Source organism: Streptomyces sp. NPDC001941 (assembly GCF_040296945.1).
In the GTDB taxonomy this organism is placed as follows: Bacteria; Actinomycetota; Actinomycetes; order Streptomycetales; family Streptomycetaceae; genus Streptomyces.
The window spans coordinates 1-25,004 of sequence record NZ_JBEOYE010000009.1 but is presented as its reverse complement, the minus strand read 5'-3'; the positions used below and the strand labels follow the sequence as shown (position 1 = coordinate 25,004).

The window sequence follows — 25,004 nt, the reverse complement described above, 5'->3', positions numbered from 1 at the left end:
CGGTCAGCGTACATAGTAATAATGCGGCTCCGTACCGGGAATCTGTCCGTTTCGGGTGTCTTCGAACGGCCTCACGTGGACGTGTGACGGCTGATAGCCATCCTCCCCTGGTTTGCGATGACCGAACCAGTGGTCTTGGAATACCACGTAATCCTGACCGTTGGGATGTTCGTAGACTTCTTCACGATAGTAGATAGGCTGATGGTTCTCGTCCATCAACTGCTTCGCCCCCTGCCATTCAGGTGTCGTGGCAGGGACGTAGTCGTCGATCTCGATGGGAGTCGCCCCCTCGGGTATCCCGGCTTCTCGCAGGGCGTCCGCCTTGGCGGTCGCAAGGTCGGGTCGGACCTTGGACTCCGCATCTCCACAACCTTCCGGTGCGAGACCCAGCGGATCCGCCCAGGTGAGCGGATTGTCCACGTACGCGGTCGGATTGGGGGCGGGGGCCAAGCCCAGGGGGTCCGAGGACAGGTAGCGGGCGGTAGCGGGGTCGTAATAGCGGAAGTAGTTGTAGTGGAGCCCCGACTCCGGATCGAAGTACTGACCTGGGAAACGCAGTGGGGTGTATGCGGTGGCGTCGCGAGTCCAGGCAGTGGAGCCCCACAGGGTCGAGCGGCTGCGCCAGGCCAGCGATCCCGACTCGTCCACCAGTTCTGTAGGGGTTCCTACGAGGTCTGTGACGATGGCGAAGAATCGCCGCTCCGTGGAATCCGTTCGGCGCTCGGTCTGACCCAGTGGACGCGTGCCCGCGTAATCCCAGGTCAGCACCGTGTTCGTGGTCGCCTGTTCACATAGAGAGGCGCCGTCCCACGTGAAGTGGATCGTCTCACTGAGTGAGGACTTGGCGATCCGGCGACCGAGCGGATCGTAGGCGTAACGCCAAACCGTTCCGTCCGGAGTCGTCACCTCGGTCAGGTGATCTTCTGCATCCCACGCGTAGCGCCACGTTTCCGGCTTCTTGGAGAGCCGGGTGTGTTGGCGCAACGTGATACGGCCGTGGGCGTCGAACTCGTACCGCACGGATCCGGCTCGGGTCAGACGGGTACCGCTGTAGGTCCGCGAGCCCCTCGCCTCGTCGTGCGCATGGCCGCTCGGCCAGTGGGCCTCCGTCTGGTTGCCTGCGGCGTCGTAGACATACTGTTCGCTCCAGCGGCCCGAACGGACGGCCGTGACCCTTCCCGACGTATCGAGGTCGAAGTGTCGCGTGCCCGAGAACTCGTCCGTGACTGACAAAGGTGCGCCATCCGCCCGATAGGCATAGGCGCGGTGCTGGAGGCGTCCCCGAGGCGAGGTGACTTCCTGGGAGCTCAGCCTGCCCTGGCTGTCGAACGAGGAACACAGCGATACAACGCCTTCGACCGACCGGTGCACTTCACGGCCCAATGCGTCGTACGAGAAATCGACAACCCTTCCTGATGTGGTTAGCCGTGTTCTTCGGCCTGCCGCATCGTAGGTCCAATCGCTGACCGAACCGCCAGGAGTGGACCGGCGTATGCGCCGGCCGAGTGTGTCGTACGCATAGGAGACTGTACGGCCATTGACAGTTTCGGCCTTCAGCCTTCCCAGGCGGTCCCGAACGCGCTCCAGCCGGGCGTCCGGACCCGTGGCCATCGCCAGTGAGTCGAAAAGGTCATACTCGAAGGTCGTGGTACCGCCGTCGTCAGCGGCCTTCAGGACGATACGGCCAAGCGTGTCCCGACCGTAGTGGATCGTCTGGCCCAGTCCATTGGTCCGGGACAGGAGGCGCCCGGCCACGTCGTACGAGTAGGCCAGCGTACGACCGTCGAAATCGGTCTCCGCGACCGGACGACCCGCCTGGTCGTAGGTGTAGTCCCAGCTCAACCCCTGGGGGCCGGTTACCTCTATGAGTCTCAAGTTGGCATCGTAGGAAAACTCGTAGCGCCTGCCGTCCGGATCGGTACGGGACGCCGTCAAGTCGAAGTCTGTATAGGTGAAGCGGGTCGTACCCCCAGCAGCATCCGTATGAGCAAGGCAGTTCCCTTCCCCGTCATACGACCACGTCTCGACCGCGCCATCGGGTGCTGTGCGCCGGGCGGGCCGCCCCTCGATCGTCCATTCCATGTGGGTCACGGCGCCGATGGCGTCGGTAATCCGCACAGCCCGACCAAAAGCGTCGCGTTCGTACCGGGTGACGGCGCCCAGCGGGTCGGTGATCTCAAGCAACAGTCCACGACTGTCGAGTACCAGGTTGGTGACCGCACCCAGGCCGTCGGTCACGGAAGTGAGTCGACCCTGCTCGTCATACGCGAAGTGTTTTGTGGCACCTGAAGGTACGGTCACCGACGTGCGGTTGCCTCGTTGGTCGAAGGTCTGTCGTGTGACATTTCCGTCGGTAGCGGTGATGACCGTGGGGTTTCCGCATTCGTCGAATTCCGCCTGGGCGATCCGGCCATCTGGCCGCTCCAGCGCGACGATCCTGCCTGCGGCGTCATAGGTGGTCCGCGTGGTGTGCCCCAGAGGATCGGTACGGGAGAGCGGTCCGCGATGACGATCGTGCGTGTAACGGGTGATGGAGCCCAGCGCATCTATCTCGGCGACCACCTGGTCTCGGTCATTGATGAGGTGGCACTCGGTGTGCCCGTACGCGTCGGTCAGCGTGGTCATCCGCAACCCGGTCGCCGGGTCAGTGCCGTCCCAGGTGAAGCGGGTCTCAAGATGGCCACGGTCGCCTGCCTGGTAAGTACACCGGTCCTTCTCGTCATATACGTATTCGAACCGACTGTCGTTGCTGTCCGTCCAGGAAGTGATGCGCCCGAGGTGATCACAGGCGAATCGCGTGGCACGGTCGCGGGAATCGGCGACCTCGGTCAGGTGCCCCCCGGCATAGCCGTAACGCACGAGAGCCTGATCGGAGCCGTCCGGAGCGGCACCTGCCAGGTGCAGGGCCGTGACGCGACCATTCGCCGTGCCCAATTTGAGGTAGTACCCGCCATGGTGGCGGATGCCAAGAGGAGCGCCCTCATCGTCGTACTCGAACGCGATCCAGTTTCCGTTGCGATCCTTCAACTCTGTCAACAACGCAAGGGCGCCGTCATGGTCGCTGAAGCGGCGCACCAGACCACTCGACGGATCGGTCAGGGTGTACCCGTCGGCAACACGGTCGAGAGGCCACTGTCTTCCGTGTGTGGGAACGACCGGAACGCCGGGAGCCGGATGAGGGTAGGCCAGAACGCTCCCCTCGTCGCAGGCGAAGACCACTCCTTCGGCGTCGATCTCCAAGCGCTGGTCCACCGTGCTCGACCAAGTGGGCCCGAACCAGCGGCCCGAGCGTCGGGACGAGTCGTACACCCGCCGGAAGACCAGAGGCAAGAGGCCAGGAAGGGTGACGTCCGTTCGGGGCAGCAGAACGCGGCCTGTTGCGATGTCGACGGGGTCCCGTTTGCAGACCGTCTCGCTGCAGCGCTTCCCGTTGCTCTCAGGGCTCTTCTCGTGATCACCACGGATTCCTCCGGGCTTCTCGTGCGGCAGGTGTCTGCCCCCTTCACGCAGTCCCGCACGCAAACCACCGCGCACCAGACCAGTGCCCTTGGTCCCGATCAACTCGGGTACGAGCCTGCCGAGGAACTCGGAGGGGTCCCCCTTCGCCGAGTCCCAGGCGTTCTTGAGTACGCGATCGGGGTTGGCAGCGGAGGAGACCAACCCGGCGAGCGTGGTGTTGACACCCTTGTAGTACTCGGCCGGGTGGGTCAGGTTGTACATGTCTGTCGGGTTGACCGAGCGTACGAAGTTGATGAGCCCGGCACCGCCCTTCACGATGCCGCCGCCGAAGTGCGCAAGCTCGAATCCCTGGCCCAGGGCGTGATCCATCAGTTCCAGCTGCGCCCTCTCACGGCCCGTGGGCATCTCTGGCGCCTGCGCCACGGCAGTACGGATCGCTGCTCTGGCTGTCTCGCCGGCTTCGTTGCGGGACTTTCGGGCCTCGCTCAGGATCTCCTGGGCGCGCGCCCGCTTCGCCTTGCCGGTATCAGTGAAGTCCGTCGGTTTCGGCAGAGGGTTATCGTCCGCCCGGCTCGCTTCGTAGGCCAGGACCTCTTTGCGATGGGTGGCGGCGGCGGTTTCGGATTCCTTCGCACCCTCCTTGTAGAGGATGACCGCCTCCCGAGCCTTGCCCTGAGCAGTGACGACGGTGTGCCCATAGGACTCCAGCGCCTTGGCCGCGGCCTCCATCGCGTCGGCGGCACGCAGCCAATCCGTGGGCAAGGTCTGAAACTTTTCACGGAAGGAGTCGGCGGCCTCCCCCTTCCAATGAGCTGCGTCCAGCCGCTTCATCCCGCTGCCGACGAGGTCGAACGCCTTCTGGAAGTCCCTGAGGTTCCTGACCGTCGCGGTGATTCTCTCAGGATTGCCGTGGATCAGCTCGTTGGCTTCCTCGGTCTCCCCGAGCTGCTGTTCGCCCACCTCGGCACCGAGCGATGAGGCCGTCTGGTCACCCCAGTCCTCGACGGCGTCGGCCCAGTCGTGCGCACCGACCTTATCGAGGCCCTCCCCGGCTTTGTCCGTAACGTGGTCAATGCCCTCGCCGACGAGTTCCTTGCCCTTATCGATCCCGTCACCGATCTTGTCGATGCCCTTGTCGACCAGTCCGCCCCAGTCCACCATCAGCGGTTCGTCCCCCAGCGCGGCTGGTCTGCCTGGTCCAGAGTCGCCTGGTCAGGATCGAGATCGCGCTTGAGCCGCTCGTCCACGCGCTCGCGCACCGACGGGTCGATCATTCCCTGTCGCTCCATCGAGTCCAGCTGTGCGTCCATGACGTCATAACCGGTGTTCTTCCATGTCTGCTTGACATCGTCGTTCGCCCGCGAGAGCGACTCGGCGCTCCAGTCGGCTCCGTCCGATGCGTGCTGATCGCGGATCTTCTCCCAGCTCATCTGCTTCACTTCGTCCTCGGACAGGTGCGGATTGCCGTTGAGGGAGTTCACACCGATCTTGAAGGCATCCTTGATGTATCGCTCCTGTTCAGCGAACGAACCCGAAGAGAGACCAACCCCCTGCGCGAAGGAATTGCCACGGAGGGTGAGGGCGCGCACACCCCACTCCCATCGCCCGCAGAAGTTCTCCAGTTCCGCCGTCAGACCACCGTGGCCCAACTCGACTCCGGACAGAGCCAGATCGGAGAATCCACGACCCACCGATGCCTCGCCCGTCATACCGAGGTCCTTCAACTCGGAATGCGCCAAGTCGATGCCGCGCGCAATCTCTGCCAGCGCCTCCGGTGGGGCTGCGAGATCTGGTTCCTTACCGGTCATCCGGCCATCTCCCCTTCGCCGATCACGGCCACTTCGTCGGGAACGATCCCCACGACGGGGGGAAACAGCGTGCCCTCCGTACCGCCGGCGTCCAGGGCCACGCCACCCGGCTCCGGCAGCATCGGCACCATTACGTCAAGGAGCCTGGCGCCCAGGACACTCTGGTACGTCCACTCTCGCCCCGCCTCCCCACGAGCTGCCGCGAAGCGTGCCAAAGCCTGTTCGTCAGAGAACGCACAGATCCACCGGACCCCACCGAAATCGGAGGTCCACAGGCTGCCCTGCCCGTCGAACGGCACAAGCACCGCAGCACGCCGAAACTCTCCGAGCAGCCTCGCGAAACCTCGACGTGCAGCAGCTGCAGCCGTCGGCATACCTGCGGCTGGGGCCGTCCCCTGCACTCCTGGCTGAGCCTCCCCGGTTGCTCTCTCGAGCTCAGCCGACTCATCTTGGCCGGGCGGCTCGGAGTTCCCCCGGGCCTTGTCCGACGTTTCGAGCCCGTTCACGCCCGCCAGCTCCGTCAGACTCGCAAGGCGCAAACCTTCTCGCTCGTCCCCGTTTTCAGTCACTCCGGCATGCTGTCATGCGAACATTCACACGAGCAACGAGACAGAGATATCACGCGCACGAAAGGAGCGAACCGGCTCACTTCGCCGATCGAAACGACGTCACGTCCGGCAGGGTGACAGAACGACATCGAGACCGCATCTGTTCGGGCCGGACGCGTACTGCCTCGCGCTCGCCCCTGTGAGCAGTTGCAGCGATGGCGGAGCCACCGTGCACCCTCAGTCCTCGATCCACCCATGCGCCTGCGCCGAGTTCACCAACGCCGCCCGGATCGTCAAGATGTCCGTGCCGGAGAGCGTCGGGACGGTGCGGAGCAGCAGTTCCGTGACCTCGCGCTGGTACTCGTCCCTGCTCAGCACATCGCAGTCGCCGTCCTGCGGGTCCACGTGGCGCGCCACCGCGTGCGTGGCGGCCTGGGGCGGGTTGTCGGCGGAGAGGCGTACGAAAGCGGCCTTCGGGCCGCGGTCGCCCTCGACGATCTCGAACTCCAGCATGACTCCCGGGTGGACGCGCTCCTCGCCGAACGACAGGTCGTTGACGTGGAGGAATACGTCCTCTCCTCCCGTGTTCGGCGCGATGAAGCCGTAGCCACGCGCCGTGTCGAACCGCAGGACCTTACCCGTAACCACCACAGCAACCCCAAACCCCAGGACAGACACCTCTTTTGTCTGCCGCGTCCGGCGAGTTTAGTCACGCGCCACCGGCATGGCAGCAGGAGACCTCGTCATGTAGCTCGCAGGAGTGGCGTCCCCGGTTCACTCACCGCGAGCTCACTCACCGCGAGCGCGCGTACCGTCCCGGCGTCACCCCGACGACCCGCTTGAAGTGTCGTGTCAGGTGTGCCTGGTCGTAGAAGCCGACCTCGGTCGCCACCTGGGCGGCCGGGTGCCCGTCGAGCAGCAGACGGCGTGCCCGGTCCACCCTGCGGGCCATCAGGTACTGGTGCGGCGCGATGCCGAAGGCCCCGCTGAACGCCCGTACGAGATGCGCGGGATGCGCGTGCACCACTTCCGCGGCCTCGCCGAGCGTGACACCGCTCAACACGCGCGCGTCCAGCAACTCGCGCAGTTCGACGGCCAGTCCGCGATCCCTGCGGTGCACGGGCACGGCGAGCCGGGGACGCAAGTGGTCCCGCAGTCGCTCCTCGATCAGCGTCAGCCGGCTCTCGGCCTCCAGCTCGTCGCCGGGGTGTTCCAGGGCCGTGTGCAGCCGTCCGACGCGCCGGCGCAACAGCTGGTCGGCCATGTCGGGTGCGTCCACGGCCGCGCCGATGAACGTCTCGTCGAGCTGCGGCAGGTCCAGGTAGAGGACCCGCTTGCGGAAGCCGTGGGCGGTGGCGGGCTGGCCGTTGTGCGGAACGTGGGGCGGGAGCAGGGACACCGTGTCGTGGGGGGTCCCGCGCTCGCGGCGCTCCAGGTCGTAACGCACAGCGCCGTCGTCGACGATGAGCAGGGTCCACGCGTCGTGGACGTGCATGGGGTAGGCGTGCTCGGTGAAGTGGGCGTGGAAGACCTCCACGACCCCGGCGACGCGCGGGTGCCAGGCGGACACCTCCTGCGGACCCCGCGCGGGCTCCGGGCCCCGCGCAGAGGAGGCGGGTGGCTTCGACGGCATGCAAAGAACGTACAAGACCTTGGGGCGAGCCGGGAGCGAGCCTGAGGGCATGACGTACGAGACCGCCTCAGCTCCCGCCCCTGCCCCTCACTCCGCTGCCGCCGCCCCCGCACCCATGGCCACGCCGGACGACAGCGCCCCCGTGCGCTTCGACACCAAGATCGCGGTGCTGCTGCGCGACGACCTGGAGACCTGGCAGCGGCTCAATGTCACGGCGTTCCTGGTCAGCGGGCTCGGGCAGGCCGCCCCTGAGGTGATCGGCGAGCCCTACGAGGACGCGGACGGCACCGAGTACCGGCCGATGTTCCGCCAGCCGGTGCTGGTCTTCGAGGGCGCGAAGGAGACGCTGACGACGGCACACGGTCGCGCGCTGTCGCGTGGTCTCTCGCTGGCGGTGTTCACCTCCGACCTGTTCTCCACCGGGAACGACCGGGACAACCGTGCCGCCGTACGGGCCGTCCACCGCGATCACCTGGACCTGGTGGGCATCGCCGTGTACGGGCCGCGCAACGCGGTCGACAAGGTGCTCAAGGGTGCGCGAATGCATCCGTGAGACAGCCGGGCGCCACGGGCCCGTTCGTCCTTCCCTGGGACGCCTCTGGTGCGCCTCTGGGACGCCGCTGGTGCGCCTTTGGGACGCCCCAGGGAACTCGATCGTGCGCCCACGCCGTGATCACTAGGGTGGGCGTCCTCGCCCTTCCCGTCCCCCGCCCCTGGAGACTCCGATGACGCCCGCCCTCCTGGAGCTGAGCGCCGTGACGCTCGACTGCGCCGACCCTCTGGAACTCGCCGCCTTCTACCAGCAGGCCCTGGGCGTCGCGCCGCACGCGCGCTCGGACGCCGACTTCGCCGGGCTCACCCTGGCGAACGGCCTGTTCATCGGCTTCCAGCGCGTCGACGGCCACCAGCCGCCGAGCTGGCCCGGTCAGGGCGTACCGCAGCAGCTCCACTTGGACTTCGACGTGGACGACCTGGAGCAGGCCCGTGACGCGCTGGTGGCGCTGGGAGCCTCGGAGCCGGCGCACCAGCCGACGCCCGACAAGTGGCTGGTGCTCCTCGACCCGGCGGGACATCCGTTCTGCCTCTCACCCCGCAACCGCACCTGACGTCTCCGGAACAGAGCGCCGGACCAGGGAAACGATAAATGGAGCGGCCTCAGTCCCACCAGAAGTCCCAGCAGTCCGCACCCATCAGCCGCTCGGCGTACGCGTCGAGTGTGGCGTCCGGGCCCTGCCAGATGTTGTCCGGGCAGAACGCGAAGTGTTCGGCGGCGACGCGCAGCGCCTGCCCCTTGTCGACCGGCGGCGACGCCACGCTCAGGTGCAGCGTGGCGAACCCCACGCCCACCACCCTCACCCCGAAGCGGTCCTCCCAGCTCCGCAGGACGGCCGCGTACTTCCCGAAGTCGTTGTCGTAGTTCATCGGCCCCGACCAGCCGGCCGTGGCCAGCGCGTCGGCGCCACGCGCCGCCGCGACCAGGCCCAGGCGCACCTCGTCGCGGAAGTCGGTGAAGAAGCCCGCACACTCGCGTGCAGCCGCCTCGGGGTCGGCGGACGGCGTGGTGGCGGGGGCGGGACCGGGCCAGAAACGTCCGAAGGGAGCGGTGACCGCTGTACGCGCGGGCGCGTCGAGGACGCCGTCCTCGACGCGCGGGCTGTGCTGCTCCCACCACTGGGCGAGCAGTTCCTCCGCGTCGTGCTTCCCCGGAGACGTCATGCCCTCGGGGAACAACTCCCCCGTGGACCAAGGCCTGAAGTCCTCCTCGCCCGTTCTCAGCGGCTCCAGAAGCAGCGGCCATATCCCGGTTCGGGTGTGCTGGGCGTGCACGCGCTTCCACAGGTCGAACGCGACGGGCCCCTCGCTCACCCACAGCGCGGGCGCGTCGCCGTCCCCCTCGCCGGACAGCACGATGCGGCCGGGCGGAAGGGACACGTCGAGGCTGTGCAGCAAATCGGTGTTCATGACGGGGATGGTAGGAGGAGGGTCTGACAATGCCTACCGCTCCTCAGCTCCGACTCAGCGCCCTCGCACGCCACTTCGTCTTCGCGGAGGGCCCGCTGCCCGGCCTGCGGACCCACCACCCGGCGAGCACCAGCACCGCCGCCACCGCGTACGCCGTGGTCCCTACGGTCGCCGGGTCCGCGAAGGCCCGCCCGGTCACGTACTTCGCCGCGCCGGCCGCCGCGACCGCCAGCCACTCCCAGCGGCCGTCCAGGGCCACCAGCGCGACCAGAAGCAGGGCGTACCAGGAGTAGCCGGGGGTGAGCAGCAGGAACGCCGTGCCGGTCACCAGCAGCGCGCCGCTCCACGGCCGCTCGGGGTCGCCGCGCCACAGCACCCACCCGCACACCACCGCGAGGATCACCACCAGCACGGGAAGCGCCCAGTCGTCGGGCAGCAGCAGGCGCAACAGTGCGTAACGGTTGCCCGCACCCGCGTCGTCATAGCCCTCCTCCTCCACGTACCCGCTGAGGTAGCCGAACACGGAGTCGCGGGAGGCCAGGGCGTACGGAAGGTAGGCCAGGGCGACGAACAGGCCGGCCGGGACGAGTACCGCCGCCGCGTCCCGTACGCGCCGTACTCCTGACAGCGCTCCGGGCAGGACGACGGCAGGCATCAGCTTGGTGGCGACGGCCGCTCCCAGCAGCAGGCCCGCTCCGACCGCGCGCCGTCCGGCCGGCCGCGCCGCACCCGCCCCTCGCCGCGCGGCGACCAGCCCCAGTCCCGTCACTGCTAGCAGCACGCCCAGCACGTCGACGTGGGCGTTGTTCACCGCCTCGATCGACACGGCGGGGCACCACGCCCACAGGGCCGCCCGTCGCGGGTCGGCGCCACGGCGGCGCAGTACGACCAGCAGGACGGCCGTGACGGCCACCGACAGTGCGGCGCCGCCGATCTGGAAGGGCTTCAGGCGGCTGTCCTCGGGGGACAGCGCGTGGACGGCCAGGAAGTACCCCTCCGCCACGGGCGGGTAGATCGTGTGCACGGAGGGACGGTTCAGGCGTGTGCAGTGCGGGGCCGTCGGCTCCGGGTCCCCTGGTGGTGCCGCGACCTTCGCCCTCTCGGGCTGGGCGCACTGGGCTCCCGTCGGGAACAGCCACGCATCGCGCAGGGGCGCGAGCCGGGCGTCCCCAGGTGCGTAGTCGTACGGGGAGACACCCGCGGCCTGCACCCGGCCGTCCCACGCGTACCGGTAGGCATCGCTACTGGTGCGGGGCTCGGCCACCAGGCCCGTTGCCGCGACCAGTGCGGAGCCGGCCAGGACCAGCGCCACCACGCGCCGCAGCGGAACCCGGCGCACCGCCCAGGCAGCCAGTGCGAAGAGCAGCCAGCAGGCCGCGTACAGCCAGGAGAGGCCCGCCGGGTCGGTGTAGTACCCGTCGTAGCGCACTGTCACCACCAGGACGGCGATCAGCGCCCCGAGCGCGGTGACGGAGAGGGCGGTGGCGCGCCGGGCGTGCGACGTCCCGGCGGCGGCCGGTCCGGAGGGGGCGTGGGCGCTGTCTGTACGTGTTTCGGGCACGGTCCCACCCTCGCAGCGGCCACGCCCGGCTGCGGCGCCACAGACCCTGACGTCCGCGTTTCGTAAGGAGTCGCTGGCCCCACGCGAGGCCTTCGGCCGGTGTGATGGAGGGCATGAGCCACCTCCCCGCGTCCCCCGGAGGGCGCCCCCCGCGTGCACGGCCACGGTCGCCCCGCTTCAGGCTCCCGGCCGCGCTGAAGCCCTCTGGGCTGCGGCCGCCCGTCTTCGCGGGCCGTCTGCACGACGCCCGGACCGCGACCGTGCTCGGACGGTGGCTGGGCGCGGCGGTGCTGGTCTGCTTCGTCACGGGTGTCATCAGCCACTACCTCCAGCACCCTCCGGGCTGGCTGGCCGATGATCTGCCCAGCAGGCCCGCCTGGGGATACCGGTTCACCCAGGGGTTGCACGTGGCGAGCGGGATCGCCGCGATCCCTCTGGTGCTGGCGAAGCTGTGGGCGGTGTACCCGCGCCTGTTCGTCTGGCCGCCAGTGCGTTCGGTGAAGCACGCGCTGGAGCGCCTCTCCATCGGCGTCCTGGTGGCGGCCGTGCTGTTCGAGTTGTTCACCGGACTGCTGAACACCGTCCAGTGGTATCCCTGGCCGTTCTCCTTCGTCCCCCTGCACTATGCGGTCGCCTGGGTCATCGTCGGCGCCCTGCTGCTGCACATCGCTGTGAAGTGGGAGGACATCAGGGCGCACTGGGGGAAGCGGTCGAGTGGAACGCTGTCGCTTCCGGCGCAGGACACTCCGGACCGACGGTCCCTGTTGCTCGCTGTGGCGGCTTCCGTGGGCGCGGTGACGGTGACGACGGTGGGACAGTCGTTCACCCCGCTGCGCAGGCTCGATCTGCTCGCGCCACGCCATCCGGACCACGGCCCTCAGGGTCTTCCGGTGAACAAGACGGCCGCGGCGGCGGGAGTCACCTCTGTTCCGGAGAGTTGGCGGTTGTACATCGAAGGGCCCCGGCCGTACTCCCTCAGCCTCGCCGAGCTGCGCGGTCTTCCTCAGTACGAGGTGGAATTGCCGATCGCGTGCGTCGAGGGGTGGAGCAAGTCCGCGCGCTGGACGGGTGTGCGGGTTCGGGACCTGCTGGAGCGTGCCGGTGCCGGGCCGGGCGCGCGCGTGCGCGTGGAGTCGCTGCAGCGAGGCGGCGCGTACCGGGTGATGGAGATGGGTGCCTCGTACGCGCGCGATCCGCTGACGCTGGTCGCCCTGCGGTTGAACGGAGAGGTCCTGGCGCCCGACCACGGCTATCCGGCGCGCATCATCGCGCCGAACCGCCCGGGCGTGTGGCAGACCAAGTGGGTCGCGAAGCTGGAGGCGCTGTGATGTCGGTCGGGCGTGCGGTCACGGGTGGTACCGGCCTCGTGCTGCTGGGCTTCGGGGCCTGGCTGATGGCGGGGTTGCCGGCGCCGTGGGACGCGCTGGTGTGGCTGGCGGGAGCGGTGGCCGTGCACGACGGGCTGGTGGCACCGCTGGTGCTGGCGGCGGGGCTGCTGGTCGCGGCGGTACCGGCGCGCGGTGTGGTGCGGGGTTCACTGGTGGCGGCCGGGTGCCTGACCGTCGTGGCGCTCCCGGTGCTGCTGCGGCCCGGCACCCCGGCCAATCCCTCGGTCCTGCCGCTGGACTACCTGCGCAACTGGCTGCTGCTGCTCGCGGTGGTGGCCGGGGCGGGTGCCGGGCTGGCCTGTGTCCTGTGGGCCCGTCAGCGGCGCGCGGGACGCCGCAGCTGAACGAACCGGCGCTCCCCCGCCCGCCACCGCTCGGCGACGGCCCAGCCGGCGGTGGCGGCGTACCGCGTCAGGGCCCGGGTGCCCACGCGGGCCCACGGGAAGGCCCCGCCCCGGGCTCCGCTGCCGTCCTCGACGCGTACCTCGACGCGTTCGTCGACGTCGTGGGGTGCGGCCTCGGCGATGACCGTGCCGTCCGGGGCGGCGAGTTCGCCGGCGCGGCGCAGCAGGGCGGCCGGGTCGCCGCCGATGCCGATGTTGCCGTCGATCAGCAGGACGGTTCCCCAGGCGCCCTCGCGGGGCAGCGTGTCGAAGACGGACCGGCACAGTGCCTGGCCGCCGAGTCCGTGCGTGCGTTCGACGGCCGCTCGGCTGACGTCGATGCCCAGGACGGGGCGGCCGCGCTCCGCCAGCGCCGCGACCAGTCGTCCGGGGCCGCAGCCGACGTCGAGGACCGCTCCCGCGCAGCGCGTCAGTACGGTCGTGTCGGCGTCGTCGGCCCGCGCGCACCAGCGCTCGACCTCCAGGGGCAGCAGCCATCCGTCGCCACGCCGCAGGAACAGCGGGCCGCGTCCCGAGCGCAGCGCATCGGTGTACGGGTCGGCGCTCCAGGTCCGCGTCACGGTCGGGGACTCCAGGGCGTTCACCGGGCGCCTCCCCGCGTGAGCCCCTCGGATTTCCGTGCGAGCGCGGCGTGTTCAGTGGCGAACCGGCTGTCGGGGGCGAGGGCGGCGACCGCGCGGGCGTCCTCGGCCGTGTCGACGTCCCTCAGGGCGGGCAGGTCGCGGACGGTGAGTCCCGCTGAGGTGAGGCGCCTGCGCTGTACGGCGCCTGTCGTGGCGGTGGACATGGGGACGCCGCGTACGAGTTCCGGATCGGGTGCGGCGAGGCCGAGTGCCCAGAAGCCGCCGTCGTCGGCGGCCCCGAAGCGTGCGTCGCAGTCGGCGAAGTCCAGGCCGGCGGCCAGGAGCTCGGGAGTGACCTGGGGGGTGTCCATGCCGATGAGGAGGGCCGGACCGGTGCAGTGGGACAGCGCGGCGGCCAGGCGCTCGTCGAGTCCGCCCGGGCACTGCGGTACGACGTCGAACCCGTCGGGCAACCAGGGTCCGGGCCGTCCGTCGAGGACGAGGACGCGCCGCCGCGCCGGGGTGGCGCGTACCGCGTGCAGCGTGTCGGTGAGCGAGGCACAGGCGAGTCGTGCGGCCTCCTCGGGAGAGAAGGGTGGTGTGAGGCGGGTTTTCACACGTCCGGGCACGGGTTCCTTGGCGATGACGAGCAAGGTGCCCCGCGCGACGGGAACGGCCTCGGACTCCGTACCGTCCAGGCCGCCCTCCGGGTCCGTACAGCCCTTCACGAGGCGACCTCCCGCGCGGTGCCCGGACGGCGGTCCGCGCGGGCCGTCACGGGCGGTTCCCGGAGCACGCCGCGCATGTCCTTCACCGCGTGCCAGGTGCCCCGCCAGGTGCCGGTCACCTTGGACTTGCCGGTGCGCGGGCGGTAGGGGACGTCGTGTTCGGTCACCCGCCAGCCCGCGTCGGCCGCCCGCACCACCATCTGGAGCGGGTAGCCGCTGCGCCGGTCGGTCAGTTCGAGGCCGAGGAGTGCCTCGCGGCGGGCGGCCCTCAGGGGGCCCAGGTCGTGCAGGCGCAGTCCGGTGCGGTGGCGCAGCATCCGGGCGAGGGCGATGTTCCCCGCCCTGGCGTGCGACGGCCAGGCGCCCTTCCCTTCGGGCCGCCGTCTGCCCAGGACCAGATCGGCCCGCCCTGATGCCACTTCGGTGACGAAAGGGGCCAGGAGGCCGGGGTCGAGGGACGCGTCACAGTCGCAGAAGCAGACGATGTCGGCTGTGGAGGCGAGCAGACCCGCGTGGCACGCGGCGCCGAAGCCCCGTCGCGCCTCGCGCACCACGGTGGCGCCCAGTTCGAGCGCACGTTCCGCCGAACCGTCGGTGGAACCGTTGTCGACGACGATCGCCCGCCAGCCTCGTGGGACGCGTTCGAGGACCCAGGGCAGGGCGTCGACTTCGTCGAGGCACGGCAGGACGACGTCGACCGTGCAGGCAGTCCCGTCCACGCCGGACCGTAGGTCCGTCTCGTTCACACTGTTCACGTCTTTCACGGTAGGGATCGAAGGCCGCTGTTCACGGGCCGAGGACCTTACGAAACGAGGACGTCAGCCCTCCTGGGCGCGGGCGTCATCCCTCCGGGACGGAAACGGCGACCGTCCCCCGCAGCCCGGCGTGGGCGAACTCCGTCATCCCTTCGGTGAAGCCGACGGCCGGGCGCCATCCGAGATCGGCCCGCAGGCGCCGGGAGTCGGCCGTGATGTGGCGTACGTCGCCGAGCCGGTACTCGCCCGTCACGACGGGCGCGGGACCGCCGTGCGCCGCCGCGAGGGCCGCTGCCATCTCACCGACGGTGTGCGGTTCGCCGCTACCGGTGTTGTACGCGGTGAGCACGCCAGGCGTGCGGTCGGCGAGGGCCTCCAGGACGGCGACGTTGGCGGCGGCGACATCGCGGACGTGGACGAAGTCGCGGCGCTGGCCGCCGTCCTCGAAGACGCGGGGCGCCTCGCCGCGTGCCAGGGCCGAGCGGAAGAGGGCCGCGACCCCCGCGTACGGAGTGTCGCGGGGCATCCTCGGGCCGTACACGTTGTGGTAGCGCAACGACACGGCGCGCCCGCCTGTGTCACGCGCCCAGGCGGCCGCCAGGTGCTCCTGGGCGAGCTTCGTGGCGGCGTACACGTTGCGCGGGTCGGCGGGGGCGTCCTCGGCGACCAGGCCGGGCACGAGGTCGGTTCCGCACTCGGGGCAGAGAGGTTCGAAGCGGCCTGCTGCGAGGTCGTGCTCGGCGCGGGGGCCGGGCCGCACCAGGCCGTGCCGAAGGCAGGCGTACCGGCCCTCGCCGTAGACCACCATGGACCCGGCGAGCACCAGGGCGCGCACGCGCGCGTCCGCCGCGGCGGCGAGGAGCACGGCGGTGCCCAGGTCGTTGCAGCTCACGTACTCGGGTGTGTCGGCGAAGTGCTTGCCGAGGCCGACCATGGCGGCCTGGTGGCAGACGGCGTCCACGCCGTGCAGCACCTCTCGGACGGTGTCCGGGTCGCGCACGTCCCCGTAGGTCCACTCGGCACCGGGAACAGGCGGTACGGCGGACGGATCGGGCGGGCTGCCGTGGGCGCTGGGCAGCAGGGCGTCCAGGACGACCGCTTCATGGCCCCGCCGGACGAGGGCCTCGACGATGTGCGAGCCGATGAAGCCCGCACCTCCGGTGACGAGTACACGCATGCTTCGACGCTAGGCCGGAACGGACACGTGACGCGCTGTACGCGCACCGGCGTCATGGACCCGTAAGGATTGCGCGGGGCCGGCCGACGGGGGCCGGACCACGACGACCGGGCGGCGCGCGGGTGCGCACCACGCGGTCCCGGACTGCGAGACGGGCATGGTCAGACGACTCAGGCAGTCTTCACGAATTCCGCTAAATCCGGCGCGCGGCAAGAAAACCGTGGGCAGGGACCGCCAAAGCGCCCGCGATGTAACGGCCTTGCGAACGACCGTACGCCCGGTCACCGGCCTGGGGGACGCCAACTGTGCGGAACATGGGGGCGTTGTGCGCATCCCGTGACCATGTCCTCCACGGTGCGACTGTGTTGGATCTCGCCGGGCATCCCGTGGGATGGTGAAGACCTCAGTCCTCATCCGCTTGGGAAGCAAGGCGGGTAAGAGCAGGACGGCGCGAGGGGCTACTTCGTGACGAATCGATTCGTTCGCCGCAGCCATCGGCGTGACACGTCGGGCACGTCGTGCGCCCACGGCACGCGTGCCCCTTCACGCCCTCGACACGACTCGACGCCACCGTCCGGAACCGGGCACCATCTCCGTGTACGGCACCTCCTGCTCGACGTGCGGCCGCGGCCGCACGGTCGGCTCCCTAGCAGCGGAAGGTGGTGGGGTGCGCATCGCGCGTTCCCGAGTGACATGACTGCTCCCCGGCAGGCCGACGAACATCTGCGAGGCCGTTCCGAACACCTCGCGGAGGCATGGGACGACGCGCCGTACCCGGTGTTGATCGCGGACTTCTCCGGCGAGGTCCGTGCGGTCAACAGGGCGGCGTCCGTACTGCTGCCCGACGCGGACAGCGGCAGGTCCCTGGGCGACGTCGCTCCCGCGTGGCTGGCCCACGCGCACGCCGAGCTCGCCCGGGGCGGTCCTCGACGGCACACCATCGAGCATGACGCGCGCGCGGGCGGCCGGGGGCACGGCGGACAGGTACCGCCGCAGGGCACTCCGGGCGGGCCCGGCGACCGGACGCCCTCCCCCGCGCGCGGTGACATCGGCGGACGCAGCTTCGCGGCGCACCCCAAGCCCCTGGACGAGGGCGGTGTCGTGTGGTGGCTGACCGAGGACACCCTGTTGCGGCGCCTGGAGGGCGAGCTGCGCCAGGAACGCGAGCGCACGGAGTTCCTCGCCTCGGCCTCCCAGGAGCTGCTGGCTTCCTTGAACGCCGGGCGCTGCATGGAGGTGACCGCCTCGCTCGCCGCCCGCCACCTGGGCGACGCGGCCGTGGTGATCGCACCCGGGCGCGGCCAGCGGTACCCGGTCACGTCCTGCGGTCCGAACGGCGAGGTCTCCCGCACGACCGTCGTGGCGGACCTGGCGGACGTCCCCGGCCTGATGGAGGCCATGCAGGGCTTTCCGCCGGTGCCTTCGCGGTGGATCGACCCGGCCGCGCTGCCCGAGTGGGTCCTGCCCGAGCCCTTGGCGGGCGCGGTGTCGTCCGTTGTGGTCACGCCGCTGCCCGGACACGGAGTGCCGGCCGGGGCGCTGATCCTGCTGCGCACCGCCGGGCACGAGGCGTTCACGGAGGCCGAGGAGGTCTTCGCCCGGATCTTCGCCGCACGCGCGGGCAGTGCCCTGTCCGCGGCACGGCTGTACGCGGAACAGACCAGCATCTCCGACACGCTGATGCGGGAGCTGCTGCCGCCGACCCTGCGGTCCGTGCACGGCGTGGAGTTCGCGGGCGGCTACCGCTCCTCGGGCGAGTCCGAGCGCGTCGGGGGCGACTTCTACGACGTGCACCCGGGCCGGGACGAACAGGCCGAGACCCTCGTCGTCCTCGGCGACGTGTGCGGCAAGGGGCTCGACGCGGCCGTCCTCACCGGCAAGATCCGCAACACCCTCCAGGCACTGCTCTCGATGCAGGGCGACCACCTGCAGATGCTGCGGCTGCTCAACGGCGCGCTCGTCAACTCGCACCACACGCGCTACGCCACGCTCGCGCTGGTCTCCGTGGCGCGCCGCAAGGCCCGCGTGGACCTGCGGATCACCAGTGCGGGTCATCCCCCGCCGCTGCTGGTGCGGGCCGGCGGCACGGTGGAGGAGGCCCGCACCCGGGGCACGCTGGTGGGCGCGCTCCCCCACATCACGGCCACCAGCGCGCTCACCCGGTTGGAGCCCGGCGAGGTCTGCCTGATGTACACCGACGGGATCACCGAGGCCGTCGGAGGGCCGCTGGGCGACGAGATGTTCGGCGAGGAACGCCTGAAGGACGCGCTCTCGGAGTGCTACGGACTGCCCGCGGAGGCAGTGGTGGAGCGGATCCAGATGCTGGCCTCCGAATGGGTCGGCAGCGGTCCGCACGACGACATCGCGGTCGTGGCCATCGCCGTGCCGCGCCACAACCACCTCAGCGCGGTGGACGGTCACACTCGGGGCAGGTACACAGCATGAACGCTTCTCAGGACACTCCCGCGTCACTCCGTCCGGACACGGACGTCGTGGCCCGCGCGGGCGAGGCGCTCTGGGCCGCCGTGCGCGACGGCGACGAGATCACGGCCTCCATGGTCGTGCTCGACCTGCTCGAGGCCGGCACCGACCCGGTGACGGCGCTCCTGGACGTCGTCGCCCCCGTACAGGCCAGGGTCGGGGCCGAGTGGGCCGCGAACCGGCTGACCGTCGCCCAGGAGCACGCCGCCACCGCCATCAACGACCGCGTCATCGCCGCACTCGCGCAGGCGACGCGCGACAGCGCGGCGGCCAGGGGCCGGTCCCCGGTCCCGGTGCCCGCACAGGGCGGCCCGTCGCTGCCGGAGGAGCCCGCCGCGCCCGGCTCGCGGCCCCCGGCACGCCCGGAGCCCATCGCGCCCTCGCGCGGGCGCATCACGGTGGCCTGTGTGGACGGCGAGTGGCACGCCTTCCCCGCACGGCTGCTCGGCGAAGTGCTGCGCCTGGACGGCTGGCGGGTGGACTTCCTGGGCGCCCACACGCCCACCGCCCACCTCATCCACCACCTCCACCAGACCGGCCCCTCGGCCGTCGCGCTGTCGTCCTCGCTGCCCACCCACCTGCCGACCGCGCACGCGGCCATCACGGCCTGCCAGGCCATCGGCGTCCCGGTCATCACCGGCGGCAAGGCCTTCGGCCCCGCCGGGCGGTACGCGCACCTGCTCGGCGCCGACGCCTGGGAGCCCGACGCCCGTGCGGCGGCCCGACGGCTGGCCGAAGGCCTGGAGCGACCGGTGGCACCGCCCCACCAGGCGGTCGACGACCTGCCGCACCTGATCGACCAGGAGTACACCCTCGTCGTGAAGACGCGCGGGGACCTGGTCAGGGAGACCATCGCCGGCCTGGAGAAGCTCTACCCGCCGATGCGCGCGTACTCGGCGGCACAGCGCCGGCACACCATCGAGGACATCGCGCACATCGTGGAGTTCCTCGCCGCCGCGCTGTACGTCGACGACGACGAGCTGTTCACCTCGTTCCTGACGTGGACGGCCGACATCCTCACCGCCCGGCAGGTACCCGTGCGTTCCCTGGTCCCGGCCCTGGACGTGCTGGAGCACAGGCTCATCGACTTCACCCGAGCCGGGCGGGTGCTGCGCGCGGGCCGCGCCGCACTCGACGCGCGTGTCCCCGACCATCGCGACGGGAAGTCCGAATGACCACCTTCCAGCCCGACTTCAGCCTCCAGACCGAGCGCCAGGGAGGTGTGGTGACCATCCGTGTCACGGGCGACCTGGAGTACGGCGTCAGCGACGAGCTCGTCGAGCTCGTCCGCGAGGAGCTGGTCCCGCCCGCCGGGCGGTCCGGACCGCGGGAGCTGAGGGTGGACTGCGGGGCGACCCGGTTCGTGGACTCGATGGGGCTCTCGGCGCTGCTGATGCTGCGACGGATCGCCGACGACGCGGGTGTACGACTGGTCCTGGAGCACTTCCCCGACGCCCTGCTCCGGCTGATGGACATGACCGGCACACTGCAGTACCTCACGGGCACGGAGAGTGCCCGTGAGGCAGCGGACCCGGCGCCGTCCCCGCGCGCGGACTAACGCACGCGCGCGTACCCCCGCGGCGTGATCCTGCTCGACGCCCTGGAGCACCTGCACCAGGAGGCGCGCGTGCAGCGGGCCAGCGGCTGACGGGCCCGCGACCCACGCGCCGGGATTTCTCGTGAGAACTCGCCCGGCAGCGATGACTTCGACGCGACGGGCCGGTCCTACCTCTCGAAAGCACCAGTCTCCGCCCGGCAGCCGGTCGACGGCCGCCGCGCACTCCCCGAGGAGCCAGAGATGACCGAGCCCGTCACCCGCACCCTGGACGCGATCGGTGCCACGATCACGTACGACGTACGCGACGCCGGGACGCCGGAGGGCGCCGGGCAGCCCCCGCTGTTCCTCATCGGGTCGCCGATGGGCGCCGACGGGTTCGCGACGCTGGCCTCTCACTTCGCCGACCGTACGGTCATCACGTACGACCCGCGCTGTGCCGGGCGCAGCCCGCGTACCGACGACGCGTCCGAGACGCTACCGGAGGAGCACGCGAACGACCTTCGGCTGGTGATCGAGGCGGTGGGGGCGGGCCCGGTGGACCTGTTCGCCAGCAGCGGCGGCGCCGTGAACGCGCTCGCCCTGGTGGCCCGCCACCCCGAGCTGGTGCGCACGCTGGTGGCGCACGAGCCGCCCGCCGCGTCCGCGCTGCCCGACCGCGTGAACGCGCTGGCGGCGTGCGAGGACGTGCACGTGACGTACCTCCGGTCGGGCTTCGGTGCGGCGATGGCCAAGTTCATCGCGCTGACCGCCTTCGAGGGAGAGTTCCCGGCGGACTGGGCGGAGCGCCCCGCGCCGGACCCGTCGGCGTTCGGCATGCCGACCGGCGACGACGGCACCCGCAACGATCCGCTGGTCGGCCAGAACATGCGCAGCTGTACGGCGTTCGCGCCGGACTTCGGGGCCCTGCGTACCGCGTCCACGCGTGTCGTCGTGGGAGTCGGCGAGGAGTCCGGCGAACAGATGGCCGCCCGTTGCGGGCGCGCGGTGGCCGAGGGCCTGGGCTCGGAGCCCGTCGTCTTCCCGAGCCATCACGCGGGCTTCCTGGGCGGTGAGTACGGCCAGCACGGTGCGCCGAAGGAGTTCGCCGCGAAGCTGCGCGACGTCCTGGCCGAAATCGGCTGACCTCCGCCGGGAACGTGGAATAGCCGTCACAGTAGGACGGGTTGGTAACCAGGACAGACGACAAGGTCCCCGCCAGCCGCACCACCGAAGGAGTTCCCCGATGCCCCTCAGCGTCGAAGAGCGCGAACAGTTCCTGGCCGAGCCCCACATCGGGGCACTGTCCGTCGTGGCCGAGGAGGGACGAGCGCCTCTGACGCTGCCCATCTGGTACCAGTACGCGCCGGGCGGAGACTTGTGGGTGATGACCCGACGGACGTCGAGGAAGGGCCGCTTGATCGAGTCGGCGGGGCGCTTCTCTCTGATGGTGGACCGGACCGACCCGACGGTGCGGTACGTGTCCGTGGAGGGTCCCGTGGTCCGTACGGAGGACGCCACGAAGGAACACCTGCGCGAGATCGCCGCACGCTACCTGCCGGCCGACAAGGTCGACGGGTACGTGGAGTTCGCCACCGACGAGCACGGTGAGAACGTGCTGTTCCACCTGCGGCCCGAGCGCTGGTACTCGGCGGACCTCGGATCGGTCTGACGGCCCGGGGCCACGGGTCTCGGATCGCAGAGTGCCGTGGCGCCCGCCCCGGGAGGGGGCGGGCGCCACAGTTTCATCCCGTCAGTGCACTTCGCGTCAGCCGAACAGGTTGTACGACTTCCAGCCCGTGCCGACCTTGATGCGCTGGGACGTCACGAACGGCACCGTCGCCGAACCGGTGCTGCGGTAGGCCCACATGTCGCCGGCCGCGTCGCGGACGATGAAGTCGGCACGACCGTCACCCGTGATGTCGCCGGTGGTGACGTACGCGGTGAAGTTCCAGCCGCTGCCGATCTGCACGCGCGCGGAGAACGGCGAGTTCGGGTTCCCGGTGCCCTTGTAGACCCACAGGCGGGCCTGGGCGTCGCGGGCCAGCAGGTCGGGGATGCCGTCGCCGCTGTAGTCGCCCTTGCCGTAGACCTGGTAGGTCGACCAGCCCACGCCGATCTTCTTGGCCGCGTTGAGGCCGCCGTTGCCCTTGCCGCTCCACAGCCACAGCGCGCCGGCCGCGTCCGTGGCGACGACGTCCGGGGCGCCGTCACCGGTCACGTCACCGGGGACGGTGATGTTGCGGTACGAACCCCAGCCGCTGCCGATCTGGTGGTCGGTGTACTCCTCCTCGTTCGCGTCGTAGCCGAACCAGTACAGCTTGCCGTCGGCGGTGCGGAAGAGCAGGTCGACGTCGTCGTCCAGGTTCAGGTCCGTCTGGCGGACCACGTTCGCGCCGCCCCAGTCGCCGAGCTCCGCACGGCTGCCCAGGGAGGTGCCGCGGGAGAGGTAGGCGTACGCGTTGCCGTCCGAACCTCGGGCGAACAGGTCCGCCTTGTCGTCGTAATTGAGGTTGGTGTCGTCGACGCGCGGGTTGATCAGCCCGGTGAACGTGCTGGTCTTGGTGAACACGCCGCGCGCACCGGAGGTGGAGCAGTCCTTCTCGCTCCACGACACGATGCCCGCGATGCGCCCGCCGATGACGAGCGGACCACCGGTGTCGCCGTGGCAGGGGGTGACCGTGCCGGTGTCGCTGCCGGTGGCCGCTTCGCCCGCGCAGAGCATCTGTCCGGCGGTGAAACGGGCACCGTACTGGTCGGTGCAGGCCTTGTCCGCCTGGACCGTGAGGGTGGCCTTCTTCAGATTGGGGGCCAGGGCGTCCGAGGAGGAGCTGGGGCTGCCCCATCCGTAGACCGTGCCGGTCGTCCCGGGCGTGTACGACGCCGTGTTGGCGGCGGCGGTCGGCTGGAGGCCCTTGAACGGCAGCAGGCCGCGCAGGGTCAGCACGGCGACGTCGCCCGTGTTCTTGGCGTCGTCGTAGGCCGGGTTGGTCCAGGTGCGCCAGATGCCGACACGGCGGCCCTGGGTGCCGTCGTACAGCTTGGTGCTGCCCGCGACGACAGTGCCGTGGTTGACCCAGTCGCGGCCGGCCACACAGCTCGCGGACGTGACGATCTTGCTCTGGTTGACCAGGGTGCCGCCGCAGAAGAACGACTCGTCGTCGCCCACGTCGTCGGTGCCACGGTCGTCGTTGTAGAACAGCTGCACCATCCACGGCGCCTCGGTCGTGGTGGCGTCGTCACCCCCGATGATGCGGGGGTTCGCCTTGCCGGTGCGGGGCTTGCCCTGGCCCTCGGTGTCCTTGCCCTTGGCCGCGAGCGCCGCCTTCACGGCGTCCACGCGGGCCTGGAGCTCCGCCTGGCTCGCGGGAGCGGGCCGCCCCACGGAGGCCGGGCGCGGGTCGTGTCCGGCGGCCTGGGCCGGTGCGGCCGTCAGGACGGCTCCGGCCAGGGCGCCCGCGACTGCGGCCGCGGGGACCGCCTTTCGAAACGTGTGACGCGCAGATGTCATCCAGTTCTCCTCTCGCTCGCGTCGCAGCGCGCGGGTGAGAGTCCCCCCGGACCAGCCGACGTATACGAAAATACGTTCCCCCCAGCTGCGACCGGTTGATCGTATAGCGCTCCGCCGCCCTTCGCCCCGGCATTGGGCACTCGCCGTCCACTATTCGCCAAAGCTGACAACCGGACCGACACCGCCGGGAGTTGGGAGGTCAGTGCGTTCCAGGGGACGAAAGTGGTAACCATGAGTGAACAAGTGCCGCCGAACCGTCACTCTTCGTGGCCTTGGCGCGTTGTCCCCTTCCGCTTGCCCGCCCCTGGACGTCCCGAAAGGTCCCCCATGCAGTTCACGTCCCCACCCCGCCGTCGCCGTCCCCTGGCGCTGGCCTGTCTGCTGCTCGCCACGGTCGCGGCGACCATCGCCCCCGCCGCCGCTCCGCACGGCGCGCAGGCCCATGCCGCCGACTGCCGGGGCATCGGCTCCTCGTTCAGCGACCGGCTGCTGCCCGGCCAGTGCCTGCGCAACGGCAACAACCGCCTGGAGATGCAGTACGACGGCAACCTGGTGCTCTACTCCGGCGACCGCGCCTGCTGGGCGAGCGGTACGGAGGGCACCGACGGCGTGTACGCGCAGTACTCCGGCGACTGGAAGTTCGACTCCCCGTACATGTCACTGGAGTCACAGTTCGGACAGCTGCGCAAGTACCGCGGCAAGTACACCGGTCTACACAAGTCCGGCGACATCAGCCTGAACGGCAAGGGCGAGGTCTGGATCGCGTACGAAAGGTTCGCGGGATGCTGAGCGCGCGCACCGGCCTGCGGGCGGCGGCCCTCCTGTTCGCGGGGCTCGCCCTCACCGTCGGTACGTCCGGCACCGCGCCCGCCGTCGCACCGCCCCGGCCCGCGGGGTACTGCGACGCCAATGACAACCTCGGGGAGATCGCGAACAACTTCATCTCCCGCTGCCGCAAGGGGTCGATCCGCCAGGTCTTCCCCGGACAGCATTACGGAGACACCCTCGGGTACCTCAAGGACTGCGGCGACCGCACGTGCAAGACGGCGTGGAAGCTGCTCAACGACAACCGCTTCGCGAAGTAGGGACGTCACCATGCCCCGTTACGTCGCCGTCCTCGTCCTGGGGACCGGGACCTCTCCCGGGCTGCCGCCGCTGTACCAGGAGAACCTCGTGCTGCTCGAAGCACGCGACGAGGAGGAGGCCAGGCAGCGGGCCCGCAGCCGCGGGCTCGACATGGAGACGAGCTACGCCAACGAGCGGGGTGAGCAGGTGACCTGGCGCCTGCTGCACGTCGTGGACGTCGCCGAGGTCACCGACGACCTCGGTGACGGGGCCGAGCTGTACACGCGCCACTTCCGCGACTACGACGCGTACCGCACGTTCGAGCCCCTGCTGTCAGACATCCCATGCCGTAGCGGTGTCAAGCTGCGGTTGGGAGGGTTGCGTGGTGTGACCAGGCGGTGGCCTCGTCGTAGGGGGTACGGGTCTT

At 70.3% G+C, this 25,004-nt stretch carries 24 protein-coding genes; 12 read left to right on the top strand and 12 right to left on the bottom strand.

The window, feature by feature from the left end:
- Window positions 1–3: 3 nt before the first annotated feature.
- The 5 genes from ABT160_RS10005 to ABT160_RS09985 form a co-directional block, all read right to left on the bottom strand.
- Window positions 4–4,620, bottom strand: a complete 4,617-nt coding sequence (locus tag ABT160_RS10005) for a putative T7SS-secreted protein (RefSeq protein ID WP_351645908.1) — start codon at window positions 4,618–4,620, stop codon at window positions 4–6.
- The gene (locus ABT160_RS10000; RefSeq protein ID WP_351645906.1) at window positions 4,620–5,267 is read right to left on the bottom strand and encodes a hypothetical protein; all 648 of its coding nucleotides are present in this window, start codon (window positions 5,265–5,267) and stop codon (window positions 4,620–4,622) included. The genes ABT160_RS10005 and ABT160_RS10000 overlap by 1 nt, the downstream gene beginning before the upstream one ends.
- Entirely contained in the window at window positions 5,264–5,641 is a 378-nt protein-coding gene (locus ABT160_RS09995; protein WP_502984195.1) for an SseB family protein, read from the bottom strand. The genes ABT160_RS10000 and ABT160_RS09995 overlap by 4 nt, the downstream gene beginning before the upstream one ends.
- A 411-nt stretch (window positions 5,642–6,052) precedes the next feature.
- Window positions 6,053–6,463 (bottom strand): cold-shock protein, encoded by a 411-nt coding sequence (locus tag ABT160_RS09990; RefSeq protein WP_351645902.1) that lies wholly within the window; start codon window positions 6,461–6,463, stop codon window positions 6,053–6,055.
- 145 nt (window positions 6,464–6,608) lie between these two features.
- On the bottom strand, window positions 6,609–7,448 hold the full coding sequence (locus ABT160_RS09985) for a helix-turn-helix transcriptional regulator (protein ID WP_351645900.1): 840 nt from the start codon (window positions 7,446–7,448) through the stop codon (window positions 6,609–6,611).
- A 115-nt stretch (window positions 7,449–7,563) separates the two neighbouring features.
- On the opposite strand from ABT160_RS09985, the gene ABT160_RS09980 reads away from it, so the two are divergent.
- Both ABT160_RS09980 and ABT160_RS09975 read left to right on the top strand, forming a co-directional pair.
- Window positions 7,564–8,001: a DUF2000 family protein gene (locus tag ABT160_RS09980; protein ID WP_351646043.1), complete on the top strand. Its 438-nt coding sequence runs from the start codon at window positions 7,564–7,566 to the stop codon at window positions 7,999–8,001.
- Between the two features lie 172 nt (window positions 8,002–8,173).
- On the top strand, window positions 8,174–8,554 hold the full coding sequence (locus tag ABT160_RS09975) for a VOC family protein (RefSeq protein WP_351645897.1): 381 nt from the start codon (window positions 8,174–8,176) through the stop codon (window positions 8,552–8,554).
- 49 nt (window positions 8,555–8,603) lie between these two features.
- Here ABT160_RS09975 and ABT160_RS09970 read toward each other — a convergent pair whose 3' ends face one another.
- Window positions 8,604–9,410 carry a DUF4253 domain-containing protein gene (locus ABT160_RS09970; protein ID WP_351645895.1) on the bottom strand — a complete coding sequence of 269 codons (807 nt, stop codon included), beginning with the start codon at window positions 9,408–9,410 and terminating at the stop codon, window positions 8,604–8,606.
- Between the two features lie 43 nt (window positions 9,411–9,453).
- Window positions 9,454–10,971: a glycosyltransferase 87 family protein gene (locus ABT160_RS09965; protein WP_502984194.1), complete on the bottom strand. Its 1,518-nt coding sequence runs from the start codon at window positions 10,969–10,971 to the stop codon at window positions 9,454–9,456.
- Window positions 10,972–11,231: 260 nt separating this feature from the next.
- Between ABT160_RS09965 and ABT160_RS09960 the strand changes: the two genes are divergently transcribed.
- Window positions 11,232–12,299 (top strand): molybdopterin-dependent oxidoreductase, encoded by a 1,068-nt coding sequence (locus ABT160_RS09960; RefSeq protein ID WP_351645893.1) that lies wholly within the window; start codon window positions 11,232–11,234, stop codon window positions 12,297–12,299.
- Window positions 12,299–12,703, top strand: a complete 405-nt coding sequence (locus tag ABT160_RS09955) for a hypothetical protein (protein WP_351645890.1) — start codon at window positions 12,299–12,301, stop codon at window positions 12,701–12,703. Before ABT160_RS09960 ends, ABT160_RS09955 begins: the two co-directional genes overlap by 1 nt.
- Here ABT160_RS09955 and ABT160_RS09950 read toward each other — a convergent pair.
- The 4 genes from ABT160_RS09950 to ABT160_RS09935 all read right to left on the bottom strand — a co-directional run bounded on the left by ABT160_RS09950 (window position 12,676) and on the right by ABT160_RS09935 (window position 15,986).
- A complete protein-coding gene (locus ABT160_RS09950) occupies window positions 12,676–13,347 on the bottom strand; it encodes a class I SAM-dependent methyltransferase (protein ID WP_351645888.1) in 672 nt (223 codons plus the stop codon). The two genes, ABT160_RS09955 and ABT160_RS09950, sit on opposite strands and share 28 nt — an antisense overlap.
- Window positions 13,344–14,024, bottom strand: coding sequence for a TIGR04282 family arsenosugar biosynthesis glycosyltransferase (locus ABT160_RS09945; RefSeq protein WP_351646038.1), 681 nt, complete (start codon window positions 14,022–14,024; stop codon window positions 13,344–13,346). Before ABT160_RS09945 ends, ABT160_RS09950 begins: the two co-directional genes overlap by 4 nt.
- A gap of 26 nt (window positions 14,025–14,050) precedes the next feature.
- The gene (locus tag ABT160_RS09940; RefSeq protein ID WP_351645885.1) at window positions 14,051–14,809 is read right to left on the bottom strand and encodes a glycosyltransferase family 2 protein; all 759 of its coding nucleotides are present in this window, start codon (window positions 14,807–14,809) and stop codon (window positions 14,051–14,053) included.
- 85 nt (window positions 14,810–14,894) lie between these two features.
- Complete coding sequence (locus ABT160_RS09935) at window positions 14,895–15,986, bottom strand: NAD-dependent epimerase/dehydratase family protein (RefSeq protein ID WP_351645883.1); 1,092 nt, start codon at window positions 15,984–15,986, stop codon at window positions 14,895–14,897.
- A 693-nt stretch (window positions 15,987–16,679) separates the two neighbouring features.
- On the opposite strand from ABT160_RS09935, the gene ABT160_RS09930 reads away from it, so the two are divergent.
- The 5 genes from ABT160_RS09930 (at window position 16,680) to ABT160_RS09910 (ending at window position 21,673) form a co-directional block, all read left to right on the top strand.
- Window positions 16,680–18,431: a PP2C family protein-serine/threonine phosphatase gene (locus ABT160_RS09930; RefSeq protein ID WP_351645880.1), complete on the top strand. Its 1,752-nt coding sequence runs from the start codon at window positions 16,680–16,682 to the stop codon at window positions 18,429–18,431.
- Complete coding sequence (locus ABT160_RS09925; protein WP_351645878.1) at window positions 18,428–19,642, top strand: cobalamin B12-binding domain-containing protein; 1,215 nt, start codon at window positions 18,428–18,430, stop codon at window positions 19,640–19,642. Before ABT160_RS09930 ends, ABT160_RS09925 begins: the two co-directional genes overlap by 4 nt.
- Window positions 19,639–20,025 carry an STAS domain-containing protein gene (locus ABT160_RS09920; protein WP_351645875.1) on the top strand — a complete coding sequence of 129 codons (387 nt, stop codon included), beginning with the start codon at window positions 19,639–19,641 and terminating at the stop codon, window positions 20,023–20,025. The genes ABT160_RS09925 and ABT160_RS09920 overlap by 4 nt, the downstream gene beginning before the upstream one ends.
- Before the next feature lie 240 nt (window positions 20,026–20,265).
- Entirely contained in the window at window positions 20,266–21,147 is an 882-nt protein-coding gene (locus tag ABT160_RS09915) for an alpha/beta fold hydrolase (RefSeq protein ID WP_351645873.1), read from the top strand.
- Window positions 21,148–21,247: 100 nt separating this feature from the next.
- Window positions 21,248–21,673, top strand: coding sequence for a pyridoxamine 5'-phosphate oxidase family protein (locus ABT160_RS09910; RefSeq protein ID WP_351645870.1), 426 nt, complete (start codon window positions 21,248–21,250; stop codon window positions 21,671–21,673).
- A 96-nt stretch (window positions 21,674–21,769) separates the two neighbouring features.
- On the opposite strand, the gene ABT160_RS09905 is transcribed toward ABT160_RS09910, so the two are convergent.
- Window positions 21,770–23,512 (bottom strand): trypsin-like serine protease, encoded by a 1,743-nt coding sequence (locus tag ABT160_RS09905; protein WP_351645868.1) that lies wholly within the window; start codon window positions 23,510–23,512, stop codon window positions 21,770–21,772.
- Between the two features lie 327 nt (window positions 23,513–23,839).
- Here ABT160_RS09905 and ABT160_RS09900 point away from each other — a divergent pair, with 327 nt between their 5' ends.
- The 3 genes from ABT160_RS09900 to ABT160_RS09890 all read left to right on the top strand — a co-directional run.
- A complete protein-coding gene (locus tag ABT160_RS09900; RefSeq protein ID WP_351645865.1) occupies window positions 23,840–24,301 on the top strand; it encodes a hypothetical protein in 462 nt (153 codons plus the stop codon).
- Window positions 24,295–24,597, top strand: a complete 303-nt coding sequence (locus ABT160_RS09895; protein WP_351645863.1) for a hypothetical protein — start codon at window positions 24,295–24,297, stop codon at window positions 24,595–24,597. The genes ABT160_RS09900 and ABT160_RS09895 overlap by 7 nt, the downstream gene beginning before the upstream one ends.
- Window positions 24,598–24,607: 10 nt before the next feature.
- The coding region (locus ABT160_RS09890; protein ID WP_351645860.1) for a DUF4288 domain-containing protein at window positions 24,608–25,004 on the top strand (397 nt) is incomplete at its 3' end.